Raw genomic sequence first — 15,763 nt, 5'->3', positions numbered from 1 at the left:
AACGCCCTGGGCCGCTGACGCGAGGGAACGCAGCCAAGACCAACATCATCCCGGCGGTCTCCGGGTCCGGCGGTACATCCGCCATCGGCCCGGAGCCGTCACATGAGCACTGCGGGCCCGTACGCCGACCGTGGGGAGGTGTCTCGTGACACAGCGGGACAGCGCGGTCCGGCGCATGCTGACGGGGCTGCTGGGTGAGAGCCATCTGATGTCGTTCGAGCGCCTGCCGTCGCGGGTGGCCGAGTACGCCGCGGCGGTGGGCTTCTCCGACGCGCTCATCTACCTCGGAGATCTGCAACGCGACGCTCTGCGGCTGCTCACCGGCCGGGGGCTGGACGCCGCCGAGGGCGCCCCGGAAGGCAGGGCGCAGCTGTCGGTCGAGGGGACGGTCGCCGGTCGTGCCTACCAGTACGGGCTCATCGTGCCCGTCGCCGACGCGGAGGACGGGCTGCGGGGATGGTGGGTCCCACTCCTGGACGGCACCGAGCGCCTCGGGGTGATGTACCTGGCCTCCCCGACGAGGACGGGGAGGACGTCCGCCAGGACATGATGGCGCTCTCCTCCCTGGTGGCGATGCTGGTGGTCGGAAGCCGGGACACCAGTGACTCCTACGCCCGCCTGACCCGCCTGCAGCCCATGAACGTCGCCGCGGAGATGCAGTGGACGCTGATGCCGCCCCGTACCTACGCCGACCACCGGGTGATCATCGGCGCGGTGATGGAGCCCGCGTACGAGGTCAGCGGGGACGCGTACGACTACGCCACCGCCGCTGACGTGGTCCATCTGTCGATCTTCGACGCCATGGGGCACGACACCTCGGCCGGCCTCACCGCCAACCTCGCCATGGGCGCCTGCCGCAACCACCGCAGGCAGGGAACGGGCCTCGGCGATCTCGGCGACGCCATCGAGCGGGTGGTGCTCGAACAGTTCGGCCCGACCCGCTACGTCACCGGCATCCTCGCCGACCTCGACACCTCCACCGGCGTGCTGACCTGGGTCAACCGCGGCCACCATCCCCCCGTCGTGATCCGTGACGGCCGCTGGACCACCCTCCTGCACTGTCGGCCCGCACACCCCATGGGCACCGACCTGCATCTGCCCACAACGCTCTGCCGCGAGCAACTCCAGCCCGGTGACCGCCTGGTCCTCTACACCGACGGCATCACCGAAGCCCGTACCCCCGAAGGTGAGGAGTTCGGACTCACCCGCTTCATCGACTTCCTGGTCCGCCACCACAGCGACGGCCTCACCGTGCCCGAGACCCTCCGCCGCCTCATCCGCGCCCATCTCCGCCACCACGACAACCGGCTGCAGGACGACGCCACCATCCTGCTGTGCGAATGGCTCGGGCCCCGGGCCGGTCCGACCACGGGCGTGGCATCCCTCGCCGGAGTACCGCACCCCGCGGTCACCGGCTGACACGGCGCCCCGTGGTCAGTGGAGGCTCCGCGTCACAGGCTCGACAGGACCTGGGGCGAAAGGTTCTTGATCATGGTGTTGGTCCAGCGCATCTGCCGCAGCGTCTGCGGATGGCACGCGGAGACCAGAGCCAGGAGGTCGTCGTCCCTGGTGGCCTGCGCGGCTTGCGCGAGCATCTCCCAGTACAGGGAGTTCTGCGCGGCTGCCAGATGGAGATCCCGCAGATCGCGCAGGAGGAGCAGGGCGGGTTCCGGTCGGTGTCCCAGCGCCTGCGCTGCCTTCTCCCTCATCGCCGACAGCAGGCCCGGGGAGTGGTCCGTGGGTGGATTGCCGAGGTGCGGACCCCGGTCCTGGCCGGTGTCGGCCAGGCGCTGGGCGTGTTCGCGGGACCAGTGGGCGAGGTCGGTGGCGACGTGGTGGACCTCGTGGTCGGTGCGGTGACGTTCGGCCACCGTCGTCAGCTCCTTGGCCAGGTGCTGCTCGCCGTGGTGCAGGGCGCGGAGGACGAGGTCGACGCCGTTCACGCGGTGCCCTCCTTGCGGTGGTCCCGGCCGGCGTCGGCCGACTGCGCGGCGAGGGCGGACGGGCCGCCGGTCGTGGCGGGTACGGCATCGGTGCGGTTCGGAGCGGAGGCGGTGGTGGTGGGGGCCGGGGCGGTGTTGCCGTCGGCGTGCTCCACGCGGCGCAGCGCGGCCGCGGCGGTCTTGAACAGTGGTTGCTTGGAGACGGGATCCCAGTCGGTGACGGTCGTCTCGTTCGCGGCGCGGGCGGGCGTGTCGCCGTCCGGGGCGTGTCCGGCCTTGGTGTCCCAGTAGCCGTAGTGGAAGGGGACGAACAGCAGGCCCGGGCGGATGTCGGTGACGCGCAGCCGTCCTCGTACGGCACCGCGCGGCGTGGTCACCTCCACCAGGTCTCCCTCCTTCAGCCCGAGCCCGGCCGCGTCGGAACCGGCCGCCTCCACCCATACGTCGGGGGCCGCCGCGTTCAGTTGCGGCGCACGTCCGGTTTTCGTCCGGGTGTGGAAGTGGTAGAGGGTGCGGCCCGTGGTCAGCTGGAACGGGTACTCGTCGTCGGGTGCCTCGTGGGGCGGCAGGTACCCGGCCGCCTTGATCATGGCCTTGCCGTCGGGGTTGAGGGAGCGGTACTCGACGACCTCTTGTGTGGCGCCCGTGACCAGGTCCTTGCCGTAGCTCTCGCAGACGTCCGGGTGGGCCCGGTCGATGCCGTCGGTGTAGAGGCGTCCCGTGCCGTCCGGGGCCTCGGCGTTGCACGGCCACTGGATCCCGGTCCCACCGCGCAGCCTGTCGTAGGTGAGGCCGGTGTAGTCGCACGGCCGGCCGGCGCTGCACCGTTTCCACGCCTCGAACGCGGACTGGGGGTCGCGCCAGGTGATCAGCGGGCCGCCGTCCTTGTCGCGGAAGTCCATGCGGGCGGCGTAGTCGAGGAAGATGTCCAGGTCCGGCCTGGCCTCGCCGGGCGGGTCGACGGCCTTGTCGGACAGGTGGACCGTGCGGTCGGCGTTGGTGAACGTGCCTGTCTTCTCCCCCCACGTGGCGGCGGGCAGGACCACGTCGGCGAGCTGCGCGGTCTCGGTGAGGAACAGGTCCTGCACCACGACGAAGAGCCGCTCCTGGGAGAGGATCGAGCGGATGCGGGACAGCTCCGGCAGCGACACCGCGGGGTTGGTTCCGCTGATCCACAGCATGCGGATCGAGCCCTGTTCGGCGTAGCGGAACATCTGCATGGCGTGGGTGGGCGGGGCGTAGTGCGGGATCGTCTCGGGTTCGACGTTCCACACCTTGGCCAGGTCGGCGACGTGGCTGTCGTTCTGCCAGTTGCGGAACCCGGGCAGGTCGCCGTTGGCGCCGCATTCGCGGGTGTTCTGGGCGGTGGGCTGACCGTTCATCTGCAGGATGCCGGCGCCCGGCCGCCCGAGCATGCCGCGGATCAGGTGCAGGTTGTTGATCTGTACGGCGGCGGCGGTGGCCTGGTGGGACTGGTAGACCCCTTGCAGCACCGTGGACAGCAGCCGGTCGGCCGTGCCGAGGATCTCGGCGGCCTCGCCGATCCGGGCGGCCGGCACGTCGCAGATGCCGGCCGCCCAGTCGGGGGTGCAGTCCTTCACCCGGGACGCCAGTTCGTCGAAGCCGACCGTGTGGGCCTCGATGTAGTGATGGTCGACGCGATCGGTGCGGATGATCTCGTGGAGGAGCGCGTTGAGCAGGGCGACGTTCGTACCCACGCGCGGAGCCAGGTGCACGGCCGCCCTGCGGGCCACCTGGGTGGGACGCGGGTCGACGCACACCAGGCGGGGCGGGTCGGCGCCCTCCAGCCGGTCGAGGATCCGCATCCACTGCACGGGCTGGGTCTCGGCGATGTTGTGCCCGAACAGCGCGATCACGTCGGCGTGGTCGATGTCGTCGTAACTGCCCGGCTGACCGTCACAGCCGAAGGACTCCTTCAGCGCCTCGGCGGCGGTGGACGTGCACAGCCGAGTGTTGCCGTCCAGGTGGTTGGTGCCGATGCCCGCCCGGGCCAGCACCGCGAGCGTGTAGTACTCCTCCAGATACAGCTGCCCGGTGGTGTAGAAGCCGATCGATCCCGGACCGCGTTCATCCAGCAGCTCCCTCGAACGGCCGGTGATCCGCTCCATCGCGGTGTCCCAGTCGCACTCCACCAGCCGACCGTCCCGCCGGACCAGCGGCCTGGTCAACCGGTCCGCCGAGGCGTTCGCCTGCCAGCCGAAGAGATCCTTGGGCCCGAGCCGGCCATGGTTGACCCGGTCCAGCGCACGGCCCCGGACACCCACCATGCGCCCGTCCATCACCGCGATGTCCATCGCGTCCCCGTCCGAGTGCAGGATCGACGCGGCCTGCACCCATCGCTGCACGGCACGCTGATCGACGCCCTCCTCCAGGAAGGTGTCCACCCTGGTGGGCCACGGTTCGTGACGGCCATAGGGAGTGCGGCTGCCCCAAGGGCGCGCGATCCGGTCCACCGAAGCGTCCATGTCTGCCTCCTGACGCCCCCGAACGACACCTGACGCGCCGCGTGTCATCGGTACCCCCTGTCACCGTCGCCTAACGCCCCCCTGCCCCACCGGGTGGGGCACCCTCCTGCCGCACGGCCAGGACCACGGCGCGTCCGCTGCGGGCGAAGCCAGGGCTGTGGCCCGCCCGATGTCCCCCGGAGGCCCGGGTGATCACGACCACGGCGTCACACATCCGCGCGGACAGTTTCCCCTCGGCACTCAGCTGTGATCCCCACCCTCCCCCGGGACACGCGCGCCGACTGCCTCGCCGTACTCGCCGCCGCCACCGGGCCTGAGCCCGATGAGATCACGCTCGTCGACGACCGGTTCAGGGGCCCGGCGGCTCGACGCCGCGGGCCCCTGAACCGCTCCTCCCCGCCTCAGCCGATCTGGATCTTGCCGTTCGCCTCGGCAGCCGGCGTGGCCGTGGGCTGCGCCGCGCCGCGGCCTTGTGTGATGCCCTTCAGCAGCTCGGCAAGGTCGACTCCCGTGGTGGAGCTGAGGAGTTCGACGCCCTGCGCCACATTGTCGGCGACCGTGCGCGAGAGCTGGCTCGCGCCGTCCGTGGAGATGACGGTCATCTTGTCCACGGCGCTCAGCGGCTCGGACGCCTTGGCCACCACCTGCGGCAGCACCTCCACCAGCATGTGCAGCACGGCGGCGTCGCCGTACTGGGCGAAGGCGTCGGCCTTCTTCCGCATCGCCTCGGCCTCGGCCGCACCCTTGGCGCCGATCGCCGTCGCTTCCGCCTCGCCCTCCAGCCGGACCGCTTCCGCGATGGCCGCGCGCCGGGCCTTCTCGGCCTCGCCCTCCTTGAGCCCTTCGATGGCCTGGGCGTCGGCCAGCGCACTACGACGCTGCTTCTCGCCCTCACCGGTCAGCCGGGCCCGCTCGGCCTCCGCCTGGGCGTCCGCAATGCCCGCGGACTTCTCCGCCTCGGCCTGCTTGACCCGCGCCACCCGCTTGGCCTCGGCCTCCTGTTCGGCGGCGTAGCGCTGGGCATCGGCGGGCTTGCGGACCTGGGTGTCGAGCTGACGGTCGGTCAGCGCGGCCTGCCGTTCGGCGACCTTCTCCTGCTGGGTGAGGATCTCCTGCTCCCGGGCCGCCTCCGCGAGCGGGCCGGCGGCGGCCGCACGGGCGGCGGCCTCGTCGGTCTCGGCCTTGATCTCGGCCTGCTTGAGGTAGAAGGTCCGCTGGGCGATCGCGATTTCCTCTTCGGCCTTCAGCCGGGCCTGCTCGGCGGCGCGCCGGGCGACCGCCTCGGCGATGTCGGCCTCCTGCTTGGCGCGGGCGGCTTCCGGTCGGCCGAGGTCCTCCAGGTAGGAGCCCTCGGTGGTGATGTCCTGGATCTGGAAGGCGTCCAGCACCAGGCCCTGCCCGGACAGGCTCGCCTCGGCCTCCTCAGCGACCTGCCCGGCGAAGGCGGCACGGTCGCGGATGATGTCCTCCACCGACATCCGGCCGACGATCGCGCGCAGTGCGCCCGACAGCACCTCCTGTGTGAAACCTACGATGCCGTCCTGCTGCATCAGAAATCGCTGTGCGGCGGCCCGGATGGCGTCCTCACTGCCGCCGACCTTCACGATCGCGACACCCTCCAGGTTGGCCTTCACTCCGCGCAGCGTGACCGCGCCGCGCACGGCGACGGGAATGTGCCGGGAGGACAGGTCGAGGGTGAACTTCTGCTGCACGAACGGCACGACGAAGACCCCGCCGCCGACCACGACCTTCTGACCGCTGTTGTCGGTGAAGACCCGTCCGGTCTCCGGATCGGTGGCCTTCTTGCCGCGCCGCCCGGTGACGATGAACGCCTCACTCGGACCGGCGACCTTGTACCGGCTGACGACGACCAGCGCGATCAGCACGAGGAGTACGACGACTCCTCCGACCGCGACAATGACAGAACTCATGGTGTTGTCCCCTCAGCCCTCCCTCAGGACGGCGTTCGGTAAGGGTGTGTGAATGTGAGCGGCGCGATGGCACAGCCGGTGCGCTGCCGGAAGGAGTGAGGGGCTTCGCCGGGTCAGCGCTCGACCGGGCGGACGGTGACCGCCGACTGCGACAGTGTCCGCTCGACCCAGACCTCGGCTCCCCGCGCCACGGCGACCGGGCTCTTCGCCGAGAGTTTCACCAGCTGCCCGGCACGGTGCACCAGCACCTCGCCGTAGCCACCGGCGGGGATCGCGGTCACCACCGAGCCGGGCACACCGACCAGATCGTCGTCACGCGGAGCATCTCCGGAGGACTCGTCCATCAGTGCCCTGCTCAGGCGGTAGGCGAACCAGCCGGTGAGGACACCGGCCGGTACCCCGATCAGCGTGGCCCCGACCGCGCCCAGCCCGGTGGTCTCCAGGACGATCGCCCCGGAGAAGCCGAGCATGGACACGAACCCGGCGATCACGGGCAGCGAGAGCAGCCCGTCGACGATGCCCTCCAGCACCGCGACCCCGTCGAACAGCCCCTCGATCACGCCGTCGAAGACGAATGACAGGGCAAGGAGGACGACCCCCGCAATGCCGAGCCCCAGAAACCAGGCCACCCGCGCACACCGCCTCTCCTTGCCCTCCCCCGTTGTCGCGGGCATCGTCACACGCGGACGCCGACGGGAGCATTGCCTGGTTCCGGCAATCTTTACGCGGTTTTGATGCCGTGCCCTGAACAGTCGGGCGGTCAGCCATCCTGGGCTCCACCGACGCTCCATGACGCCCTGTCAGGAAGTCTGGTCGGCGATCGTCACGGGAGCAGGCGCGGCAGGTCTGGGCGCGTCACCCCGGCTCGGCCACGGAGGCAGGCGTACGCGAGGCCGCCGCGATGACGCTGGTCCATGACGACGAGACCAACATCCGCGTAGCGCCGGCCGCCCCCCGCATCAACCCCCGGTTGCGCCTGGTCGTCGGGCTGTACAAGCGTCTCCCGCATCGCCGCCCCGTGCCAAGGAACCAGCAGCTCGCTACCGCTGGCGCCGTGCGTGCGGCCGTGACCTGTGCTAGGCGAGCACTCGGATGATCATTCCGCCGCGTGGCCGGGTGGGGATGCGGTTCAGGGGGATGGTCAGGTCCTGCGGCGGAGCCTCGTAGCTCAGGTCGGCCAGGCGCTGGGAGAGCGTCTCCAGGATGCCCACGGCCATGGCCTCGCCGGGGCAGCGGTGTCCGGTTCGTGGGTCCGCGCCGCCCTGGGGGATCAGTTCGTCCCGGCCGGGCGGGTGGTCGAGGAAGCGTTCGGGGCGGAAGGTGTACGGGTCCTTCCACAGGCGTTCGTCGTGGTTCTGGCCGTAGACGTCCAGCAGGACGAGGCCGCCGGCCGGGACGTGGCGGCTGTGCCAGGTCAGGTCGGTGACGGCCTGACCGCCCAGGAACGGGGCGAAGGGGTAGAACCGGCGGACCTCATGGGCGAACGCCGTGGCGAACCCCGCCTCCCCCGACCGGAGCCGCTCCTTGTGTTCGGGCCAACGGTGCAGGGCGTGCGCCGCGAAGGCCACGAACCAGCTCAGTGCCGTGGTGGGGCGGATGACGTTGAGCAGCTCCACCGCCGCGATGCGGGGTGTCAAGGCGGCGCCGGAGGCGTCGCGGTGGTGGCAGACGCGGTCCAGCACGGAATCCGCCGGGGCCTGGACCGTCCCGGACCTCACGTCGGTGACGAGGTCGGCGAACCGCCGTTCCTGGCGGGTGCGGGCCCGCCTGGCCCGCCAGTGCCGGGGGCCCGCGGTGGCGAAACCGTCCACCATGGCCAGCAGGTCCCGCGCCAGCGGTTCCTCCTCGTCCTCGGTCAGAGGGACGCCGGCCCAGCGGCAGACCCCGCGCGTGATCACGCGTGCGGTGGCGTCGAAGAGCACCACGTCCGGCTGCGCCCGCCAGCTCGGTACGGCCTCGTCCCAGGCGGCGGTGATGTGCTCGGCCGAGCCCGTCACCGCGTCGGTCTCCAGCAGCGGCAGGAAGAAGGACTTGCGATGCCGGTGGGCGTCGCCGTCGAGGGTGTGGACCGCGCCGTGGCCGAAGAGGGTACTCAGGACCGGGCCGGGGAGCGCACCGTGGCGCCGGACGTGATCCTCGTCGTAGAAGAAGCGGACCGCCTCGGGGCCCCGCAGCACGAGTGCCCGCCGACCGACGACGCGGAGGCTCAGCGAAGTGTCGCCCTCGGCGCGCATCAGGTCGGGGAGCCAGGCGTAGCCCTCGGTCAGCAGGGCCAGGGACTCGGGAACCAGTCGGTGGGGACTCATGCGCCTGGAGTGCCCAGGACGGCCTGCGCGACACCGGCACGCTTCAGCGGCCGGAAGGCCGTCACGGCGTCACTCCTGCCGCCCGGAGTCCTCACCGGCCCCGGAGCCCGGTTCGGCCATCCGCCGGTGGGCCGCCGCCTTGACCCCGTCGGGCAACACCTTCCCGGCCAATCCCTGTGCCTTGGCCTTCAGCGATCCGGTCACGGCCTTCTTCTCGCCCTTCACGATCGCCTTGAACGCCTGCTCGGCCACCTGCACGGGGTCGTCCTTCTCCATGGCGCCGATCCGGGTGTCGTCCGCCATGCCCGCTCGGTGGAAGAAGTCCGTGTCCGTCGGGCCCGGCATGAACGAGGTAACCGTGACGCCGCTGTCCTTCTCCTCTTCCGCCAGCGCCTGGGCGAAGGACTGCACGAACGCCTTGGACGCGTTGTAGACGGGCTGGAAGGAACCGGGCATCGTCGAGGCGACGGACGAGGTGAAAGCGATCCGGCCCGCACCGCGCGCCACCATGGCCCGCAGCAGTGGCTTGGCCAGCCGCACGGTCGCGGTGACGTTGAGATCGATGACCTCCTGATCATCGGCGAGGTCGGTGTCGACGAAGGCGCCGCCCCGGCCCACTCCCGCGTTGAGGGCGGCGACGTCGACCGTCAGACCGTCGAGCGCGTCCAGCAGCCGGTACCGTCCCTCGGGGGTCCGGAGATCGGCGCGCACCGCGCGGACCTCCGCGCCCGTCTCCCGCAAGGCCCGCGCGGCTGACTCCAGCCGTTCGTCCTCGGCGTTCACCACGAGGTCGTAACCGTGCAGCGCGAACTGCCGGGCCAGCTCGTGGCCGATTCCGCTTGACGCGCCGGTGACCAAGGCGAGTGGGCGTGTGTCCTTCATAGCGGCCGAGTAACCGCCGAGCCCCGCGCCAACCCCCGACGGGAGGCCACCGTAGCTGTCACTCGCACCGTCGCCTCCACGGCTCGGGCAGGACCTGCCGGCGGCGTCTGGCCGCCTGGAACGAGACCGACGTCTGTGACGGGCAGGACATCCCGCTCGCGGTGTCGCCGACCGGCGGGAACCGGCGGCCCCAAGCTGGCATCATGCGCACCGAGGACCAAGCGGAGCACGGGAGTTGGGGGATCCATGACGGGGCCGTCGGGTGTGGTCGAGCGTCTCTACTTCGGGCGGGAGGATGCCGAGCGGGACATGTCCGACGGCCTGCTGCGCGAGGGATTCCTGCGGACCGCGGCCTACGACGCGGCCGTGTCCGGCCGCAAGATGCTCATCATCGGCCGTAAGGGCTCCGGCAAGAGCGCCATCTGCATGCATCTGACCGCCGACGGTGTCCACCCCGGCGGCACCGCCCTGATCACCCCCGACGACGCGGCGGGCGACGAGATCCGCCGATTCGAGCTGCAGGGGCTCACCCATGACACGGCCAAGTCGCTGATCTGGCGTTACGTCTTCGCCGTCCAGGCCGCGCGGCACATCGTCGCCCACGCCAAGCAGGTTCACGGGCTGCGGCGACTGCCCCGCCCGGTCAAGGCACTGCGGCGATTCCTCCGCGCGAACGGCGAGTCCGCGGACGAGCCCGGCCTCTACGACCGGCTGCTCCACGGCGTGACCGGACTGCAGACGTCTCTGTCCCTGGAAGCCTTCGGCGTCAAGGCCGCGGTGGATGTGGGCGGTGGCCCGCCGGTCTCCGAAGGTGCCCGCGCCGCACGTCAGCTGGAGGTCGTCGAGCGGGGCGTGGCGGAGGCCTTCACCCATCTCGACTGCGCCGGCTCGCACGCCCCGCTCCTGCTGCTCGTGGACCAGCTGGAGCAGATCTGGTCGAGCGACGCGGAGAGCAACGCCATGGTCATCGGGCTGCTGCTGGCGGCGAAGCACGTCTCGGGCGCGTACGGCAAGGCGCTGCGCTGTCTGCTCTTCCTGCGCTCGGACATATACGACACCCTCAGCTTCAGCGAGGGCGACAAGTTCCACAGCGAGGAGCTGCGCATCCAGTGGACCACCACCGGCCTGCGCGACCTCGCTCTGGCCCGGGCCCGCGCGTCGGCCGGCGCCGAGGTGACCGGCGACCGGCTGTGGCGGGAGGTCTTCCCGCCGGCCGTGGGTGGCGAGGACACCGCTGAATTCCTCTTCGGCCGCGCCCTGCCCCGCCCGCGCGACGCGATCCAGTACCTCAACGTGTGCCGGGACACCGCCGTCGAGCGGGGGCACGAGAGCATCCACGAGAGCGATGTCCTGCTCGCCACCCGGCAGTTCTCGGAGTGGAAGCTGCAGGACCTGGCCAAGGAGTACCTGGTCACCCATCCCTTCCTGGCCCACCTGTTCGTGATGTTCCAGAACACCGGCTACGTGGTGATGCGCGGTGCGCTGGAGGCCCGCTTCGACGCCGTCGCCGAGACGCTCCACCGCCAGTATCCGGCGTACGCCGAGGGCCTCACCGCGCCCGGCGTGGTCGACACGCTGTACGGGGTGGGCCTCCTGGGGGTGCGGCGCGGCAACGACGTGGTCTACACGGGCGGGGCCCATGTGCCCGTGCAGCCGCACGAGACGGAGTTCCACATCCATCCGTGCTTCCGGCCCGCGCTGGGTGCCACCCACGCCATCGACCTGCACCGGTACGAGCCGCGGGCCCTCACCGACCTGCTGCTCCGGAGCAGCTCGAACGCGTCGGCGGGGGTCGGCCCTCCGGTGCGCCGTGACTTCACGCTGCTGGAAGAGCTGGAGCGGTCCTGCGGCAGCATCCAGCGGCAGGTGGGGCGGGCGGTGGGGCTGCCCGCCGAGACCCGCGCGCAGCTCTCGCAGCAGGTCGTCCGGGTGATGAGCGACGCTTCCCAGGCGCTGTTGCGGCTGCGGGAGGGCGAGGCCGTCGATGCCCATGGGCATGTGCTGGCCGCCGCGCAGTACTTCACCACGGTCGCCGCGCAGTTGCTGGCCAGCGGGGTGGACGACGGCAGCGGCGGCAGCGTGGTGCGCAGGATCGAGGACGAGGCCCGGCGGCTGACCCGTACGGCAGGCGGCAGTCACACGGGAGGCGGGGGTTCCTCCAACTCCTGATTCTCGCCTACTTGTTGCCGGGCCCTGCCACCCGTCTCCCCGCGCTGCTACGGTCCGTTCATGGCCGTCATGATGTGTTCCCGGAGGGGCTGTGATCGCCTGCTGTCGGTGTCGCGCGTTCCGGGGGGCAACCCGGTCGCCAGGAGCGACCCGGAGCACTGGGCCGTGGTCTTCTGGCACTGTGCGGACTGCCGCGCCTACTTCTGCGACCGGTGCGTGACCCGGCGTGCGCTGCCCAGGCCGGTCTGCGTCAGCTGCGCGGGCGTCCTCGCCAAGCCCGATATCGACGACTTGCTGAACTGAGCACCCGCGCCGGCCCCCGCCGCGGTGCGGGCAGCGGACGCGGACCCTGCCACGCCGCGGCCGTCCGCGCCAGCTCCGCCCGAACGCCGTCCGCCCGCAGCCACCCGTATCCGGCACGGGCGAGGTGACGCAGCAGCGCGTCGGAGTCGGCCTGGGACCACACCGGCTTTCCGTGCCGGGCCAGCCGGGGGTCGTACGACACCACCTGGAGGCCGGGCGGCACGGGCCGCCCGAACGGCGTGTGCGCGGCGAGGAACGCCTCCAGGTGCGGGCGGGCGCCCTCGTCCCAGCCCGCCGGCTCCCTGGCCTCCAGCTCCCAGTCGAGCTCCCACCGGCGCAGGGTCCGGTCCGTCCCGGTGGAGACCGCGTAACGCCCGTCGGCACTCAGGTGGACCGACAGCACCCAGCGCCGGTGCCCGCCCAGGGTGCGCAGGCAGCGTCCGGCCCGCAGATCCAGCAGCCTCACGGTCGTGTCCCAGTTGGCGGCCAGCGCGAAGCGGCCGTCCGCGCTCAGGGACACCGACGTCATCGGCTCAGCGTGCCCGTCGCTCCCGACGTACTCGTCGAAGACGTGCAGACGCCGCCCGCCCGCCACGTCCCACAGCACCACCCGCCCGTCGCCGTTGGCGGTCACCGCGTGCCGTCCGTCCGTGGTGAGCTGGGCCGAGTACAGGATGCCCGGGGGCGGCGGCTCGATGTCGGCCTTGCGGGCCAAATCCACGAAGGTCCGCGCGCGGTGGCCGGAGTCGAGCTCCCACATCCGCGCCCTGCCGCCCTTGCCGGAGGAGAGAACGAACCGCCCGTCGGCGCTGGGGCACACGGAGTACACCCCTTGCCCCGCGTAGTCGTAGGCCCACAGCATCCGTCCGGTCTCCCGCTCCCACCAGCGCACGGACCCGTCCTCCCCGCCGGAGAAGGCGAAGCGCCCGTCGCCGCTGAAGCTCACCGAGCGGACCTTCGCGCCGTGCCCTTCGAGGACTCTCAGGCAGCGCCCGGTGCGAACTTCCCAGACGCGGACCGTCCCATCCCGCCCGCCCGACAGGGCGTAGCGTTCGTCGGCGCTGAGGGAGACGGCCTCGACCGCTCCGTCGTGCCCGTCGAAGGTACGCACGCACCGGCCGCCGTCCTCGAAGTCCCACAGCCGCAGGGTGTCGAGGTCCGCGCACAGGGCGCGCCGGCCGTCGGCGGTGGCGTGGGCCTGCCGACCGGACGTGGGCAGCTCGACGGTCCCGGCGGGCCAGGCGCCCCGCACCCCCGTCCGCACGGTGACCAGCGAGAGCCGGTGCCAGGCCGCCAGGGCACGGGTGTCCCGCTCGTGCCCCGGCAGGGCGCGTGCCTCGGCCACCAGGGCGAGCGCGTCCGCGTACCGCTGCCGGCCCGCGGCCGACTCGGCTTCGTCCAGCAGCGCGGCGACCCGGTCGTCGTGGCGGGTGAGTTCGGTGTGAGAGCGGGGGCGGCAGATCTGGAAGGGTGCGGTGTACGCGTCAGGGGTGGGCAGTTGCCACAGCCGTACCCTCTCGTCGCCCCCGGTCAGCACTCGCCGCCCGTCCGCGCTCAGGCTCACCGAGGTCACCTGGGCGAAGTGCGCGTCGTAGGTGCGCAGACAGCGCCCGGTGGTGGGCTCCCACCAGCGCAGCGTGCCGCCGATGGCCCCTGACACCGCGAATCGCCCGTCAATGCTCAGCTCGGCCGTGCAGGGAGGCCGGGCGTCCGCCTGCAAGATGCGCAGGGACCGGCCGGTCGCCAGGTCCCACCACACCAGGGCCCGGTCGCCCCCGCCGGTCAGCGCGCGCCGCCGGTCGTGACTCAGTGCGGCCGGCCAGATCGTGTCACCGTCCAGGGTTTGCACGCGGCGGTCGTTCGCCAGGTCCCAGAGCACGGTCTGACCGCCCACGAACAGGGCGAGCCGCCCGTCGGCGCTCAGGCAGGCGGCGTTGACCCCGCGGCCCCCACCCGGACCTTCCGGGGAGTGGACGACGCGCAGGCAGCGGCCGGTGGCCACCTCCCACCAGCGCAGGGTGCCATCCCAGCCGCCGGTCAGGGCGGTACTCCCGTCGGAGGCGAGGCAGACGGCGCGGACCGAGCCGGTGTGCCCGGAGAGCCTGTGCAGGCAGCGGCCGGTTCCGGTGTCCCACAGTCGTACGTCGCCGTCATACCCGCCCGTCAGGGCGAGACGGCCGTCCGGGCTCAGACACACCGCGTGCACGGCGGCCCGATGTCCCTTGAGAGCGCGCGGGCGGCCGGAGGCCGTGTCCCACAGCCGTACGTTCCCGGCGTCGTCCCCGGACAGCGCGCGGCTGCCGTCCTCGCTGAGACTCACCGCGTGCACGAAGGCCCGATGCCCGGTGAAGGTGGCGAGCAGGCGCCCTCCGACGGCGTGTTCGCGCTCCAGGTGCGCGAGTGCGTCGCGCAGGGCCGTGCCGGCGTCCGCGTCCGCGGTCGCCTCCGCGGTCGCGGCCGCCGCGCGCAGGAGAGGCAGGGCGGACTCGTGATCGCCGCGTTCGAGGTGCACGTGGGCGAGGAGGTGGTCGGCGGGCGAGGGTCCTCCCGCGCTCGCCCTGGCCGACTCCAGCTGGTCCACCAGCGCGTCGTCCGCGAGTCCGCCGGACCGCCACCTCATCAGCCCGAGGTTGTACGTGGCCTGCGGGTGCTGCGGGTCGGCGGCGTGCGCCTCGGCGAGAGCGGCTTCCGCCTCCCGCGTCCGGCCGAGGTCGAGCAGCGACATCGCCCGGTTGTTCAGCCCGTCGGCCCGGTGCTCGGCGGCGTTCTCCGCCCGGCGTGGATACGGCCGGGCGACCTCCCCCGCGTACACCTCGGCCAACTCCCCTGCCACCGCCGCCAGGTCACCGGGCCGCTCCTCGGCCCGCTCGCGCAGACAGCGTTCCAGCAGGTCCGCGAGCGCGGCCGGCATCGAGGCCACCGGGGCGTCGGGCGGCGGGCCCAGCCGGTACGCGGCGAGCGCCGCCCCCGCGGCGGACCCCACTCCCCACGTCACCGCCCCGGTGAACATCTCCAGCACGCTGACCGCGAAGCTCCACACATCGGTGCGACGGCTCAGGGACACGCCCCGCACCTGCTCGGGTGAGGCGTACGCGGGCGTCAACCCGCCGTGCGTGACCAGCAGCGTGGCCTCGGCGGCCGCCCGGCCGGAGGACGGCGGCCGGATACCGAAGAGCCGGGCCCGTGCGAGCCCGAAGTCGGTGATCTTGGCGGTGCCCTGCCGGTCGAGCAGCACGTTGCCCGGCTTGACATCCTGGTGCACCACCCCGCTGAGGTGGGCGTGCGCCAGCCCGCGCGCCATCTGGATCGCGATGTCCAGGATCCGGCCCAGCACCTCGTCGCGTGCGCCCCGGTAGAGCCGGCCCTCGTCGATCGACTCGCGCAGGCTTCCGCCGTTCACGTACTCGGCGAAGACCCGCGGCACCCCGTCAATCGTGCGCACATAGTGACATCCGCACAGGTGCGGATGGAGTTCCAGCCCCACCCACGTCTCCGCCTCACGGACGAACCGTTGCCTGTCCGCCTCGTCCCGGAAGAGCTCCGGACGTGGGCTCTTGACGGCGAGATCGGTGTCCCACCCCAGGTGCCGCACCCGGTGAACGAGCCCCATGCCTCCCTGGCCGAGGGCACCGGTCACCTCGTACACCCCGAGGACCCGGTCACCGACCCGCCAGTCCCGCCACTCCCCCGCCTCTGCCGCCGCCCCCTGCCGCATGAACTCAGGGTAATGCGCGCGGCACGGC

At 72.1% G+C, this 15,763-nt stretch carries 8 protein-coding genes and 1 pseudogene; 2 read left to right on the top strand and 7 right to left on the bottom strand.

All coding sequences use genetic code 11. From position 1 onward, the window contains the following. The first annotated feature begins 175 nt into the window (after positions 1-175). A pseudogene (locus CEB94_RS39110) lies at positions 176-1,419 on the top strand (PP2C family protein-serine/threonine phosphatase). Positions 1,420-1,451: 32 nt separating this feature from the next. Here the strand turns inward: CEB94_RS39110 and CEB94_RS39105 are convergent. From CEB94_RS39105 to CEB94_RS39080, 6 genes are all read right to left on the bottom strand, one after another. Then, the gene (locus tag CEB94_RS39105) at positions 1,452-1,943 is read right to left on the bottom strand and encodes a hypothetical protein (protein WP_175436654.1); all 492 of its coding nucleotides are present in this window, start codon (positions 1,941-1,943) and stop codon (positions 1,452-1,454) included. Continuing rightward, a complete protein-coding gene (locus CEB94_RS39100; RefSeq protein WP_175436653.1) occupies positions 1,940-4,429 on the bottom strand; it encodes a molybdopterin oxidoreductase family protein in 2,490 nt (829 codons plus the stop codon). The genes CEB94_RS39105 and CEB94_RS39100 overlap by 4 nt, the downstream gene beginning before the upstream one ends. A 401-nt stretch (positions 4,430-4,830) precedes the next feature. Further along, the gene (locus CEB94_RS39095; protein ID WP_175436652.1) at positions 4,831-6,360 is read right to left on the bottom strand and encodes a flotillin family protein; all 1,530 of its coding nucleotides are present in this window, start codon (positions 6,358-6,360) and stop codon (positions 4,831-4,833) included. A gap of 113 nt (positions 6,361-6,473) precedes the next feature. Beyond that, positions 6,474-6,989 carry a hypothetical protein gene (locus tag CEB94_RS39090; protein WP_175436651.1) on the bottom strand — a complete coding sequence of 172 codons (516 nt, stop codon included), beginning with the start codon at positions 6,987-6,989 and terminating at the stop codon, positions 6,474-6,476. Between the two features lie 447 nt (positions 6,990-7,436). Then, entirely contained in the window at positions 7,437-8,666 is a 1,230-nt protein-coding gene (locus tag CEB94_RS39085; protein ID WP_175436650.1) for a cytochrome P450, read from the bottom strand. A gap of 69 nt (positions 8,667-8,735) precedes the next feature. Then, positions 8,736-9,548, bottom strand: coding sequence for an SDR family NAD(P)-dependent oxidoreductase (locus CEB94_RS39080; protein ID WP_175436649.1), 813 nt, complete (start codon positions 9,546-9,548; stop codon positions 8,736-8,738). A gap of 246 nt (positions 9,549-9,794) precedes the next feature. On the opposite strand from CEB94_RS39080, the gene CEB94_RS39075 reads away from it, so the two are divergent. Then, complete coding sequence (locus tag CEB94_RS39075) at positions 9,795-11,717, top strand: P-loop ATPase, Sll1717 family (protein ID WP_175436648.1); 1,923 nt, start codon at positions 9,795-9,797, stop codon at positions 11,715-11,717. A 250-nt stretch (positions 11,718-11,967) separates the two neighbouring features. Here CEB94_RS39075 and CEB94_RS39070 read toward each other — a convergent pair whose 3' ends face one another. Next, the gene (locus CEB94_RS39070; RefSeq protein ID WP_175436647.1) at positions 11,968-15,735 is read right to left on the bottom strand and encodes a WD40 repeat domain-containing serine/threonine protein kinase; all 3,768 of its coding nucleotides are present in this window, start codon (positions 15,733-15,735) and stop codon (positions 11,968-11,970) included. Positions 15,736-15,763: the final 28 nt, after the last annotated feature.

This window comes from Streptomyces hawaiiensis (genome assembly GCF_004803895.1).
Taxonomy (GTDB): Bacteria; Actinomycetota; Actinomycetes; order Streptomycetales; family Streptomycetaceae; genus Streptomyces; species Streptomyces hawaiiensis.
The sequence above is the reverse complement of the archived record's forward strand: the minus strand, read 5'-3'. Positions and strand labels throughout refer to the sequence as shown.

Bases quoted from the DNA above. Each gene is read 5' to 3' on its own strand.
- CEB94_RS39100 (WP_175436653.1), bottom strand. From the start codon at position 4,429: ATGGACGCTTCGGTGGACCGGATCGCGCGCCCTTGGGGCAGCCGCACT.
- CEB94_RS39080 (WP_175436649.1), bottom strand. From the start codon at position 9,548: ATGAAGGACACACGCCCACTCGCCTTGGTCACCGGCGCGTCAAGCGGA.
- CEB94_RS39085 (WP_175436650.1), bottom strand. From the start codon at position 8,666: ATGAGTCCCCACCGACTGGTTCCCGAGTCCCTGGCCCTGCTGACCGAG.
- CEB94_RS39070 (WP_175436647.1), bottom strand. From the start codon at position 15,735: ATGCGGCAGGGGGCGGCGGCAGAGGCGGGGGAGTGGCGGGACTGGCGG.
- CEB94_RS39075 (WP_175436648.1), top strand. From the start codon at position 9,795: ATGACGGGGCCGTCGGGTGTGGTCGAGCGTCTCTACTTCGGGCGGGAG.
- CEB94_RS39095 (WP_175436652.1), bottom strand. From the start codon at position 6,360: ATGAGTTCTGTCATTGTCGCGGTCGGAGGAGTCGTCGTACTCCTCGTG.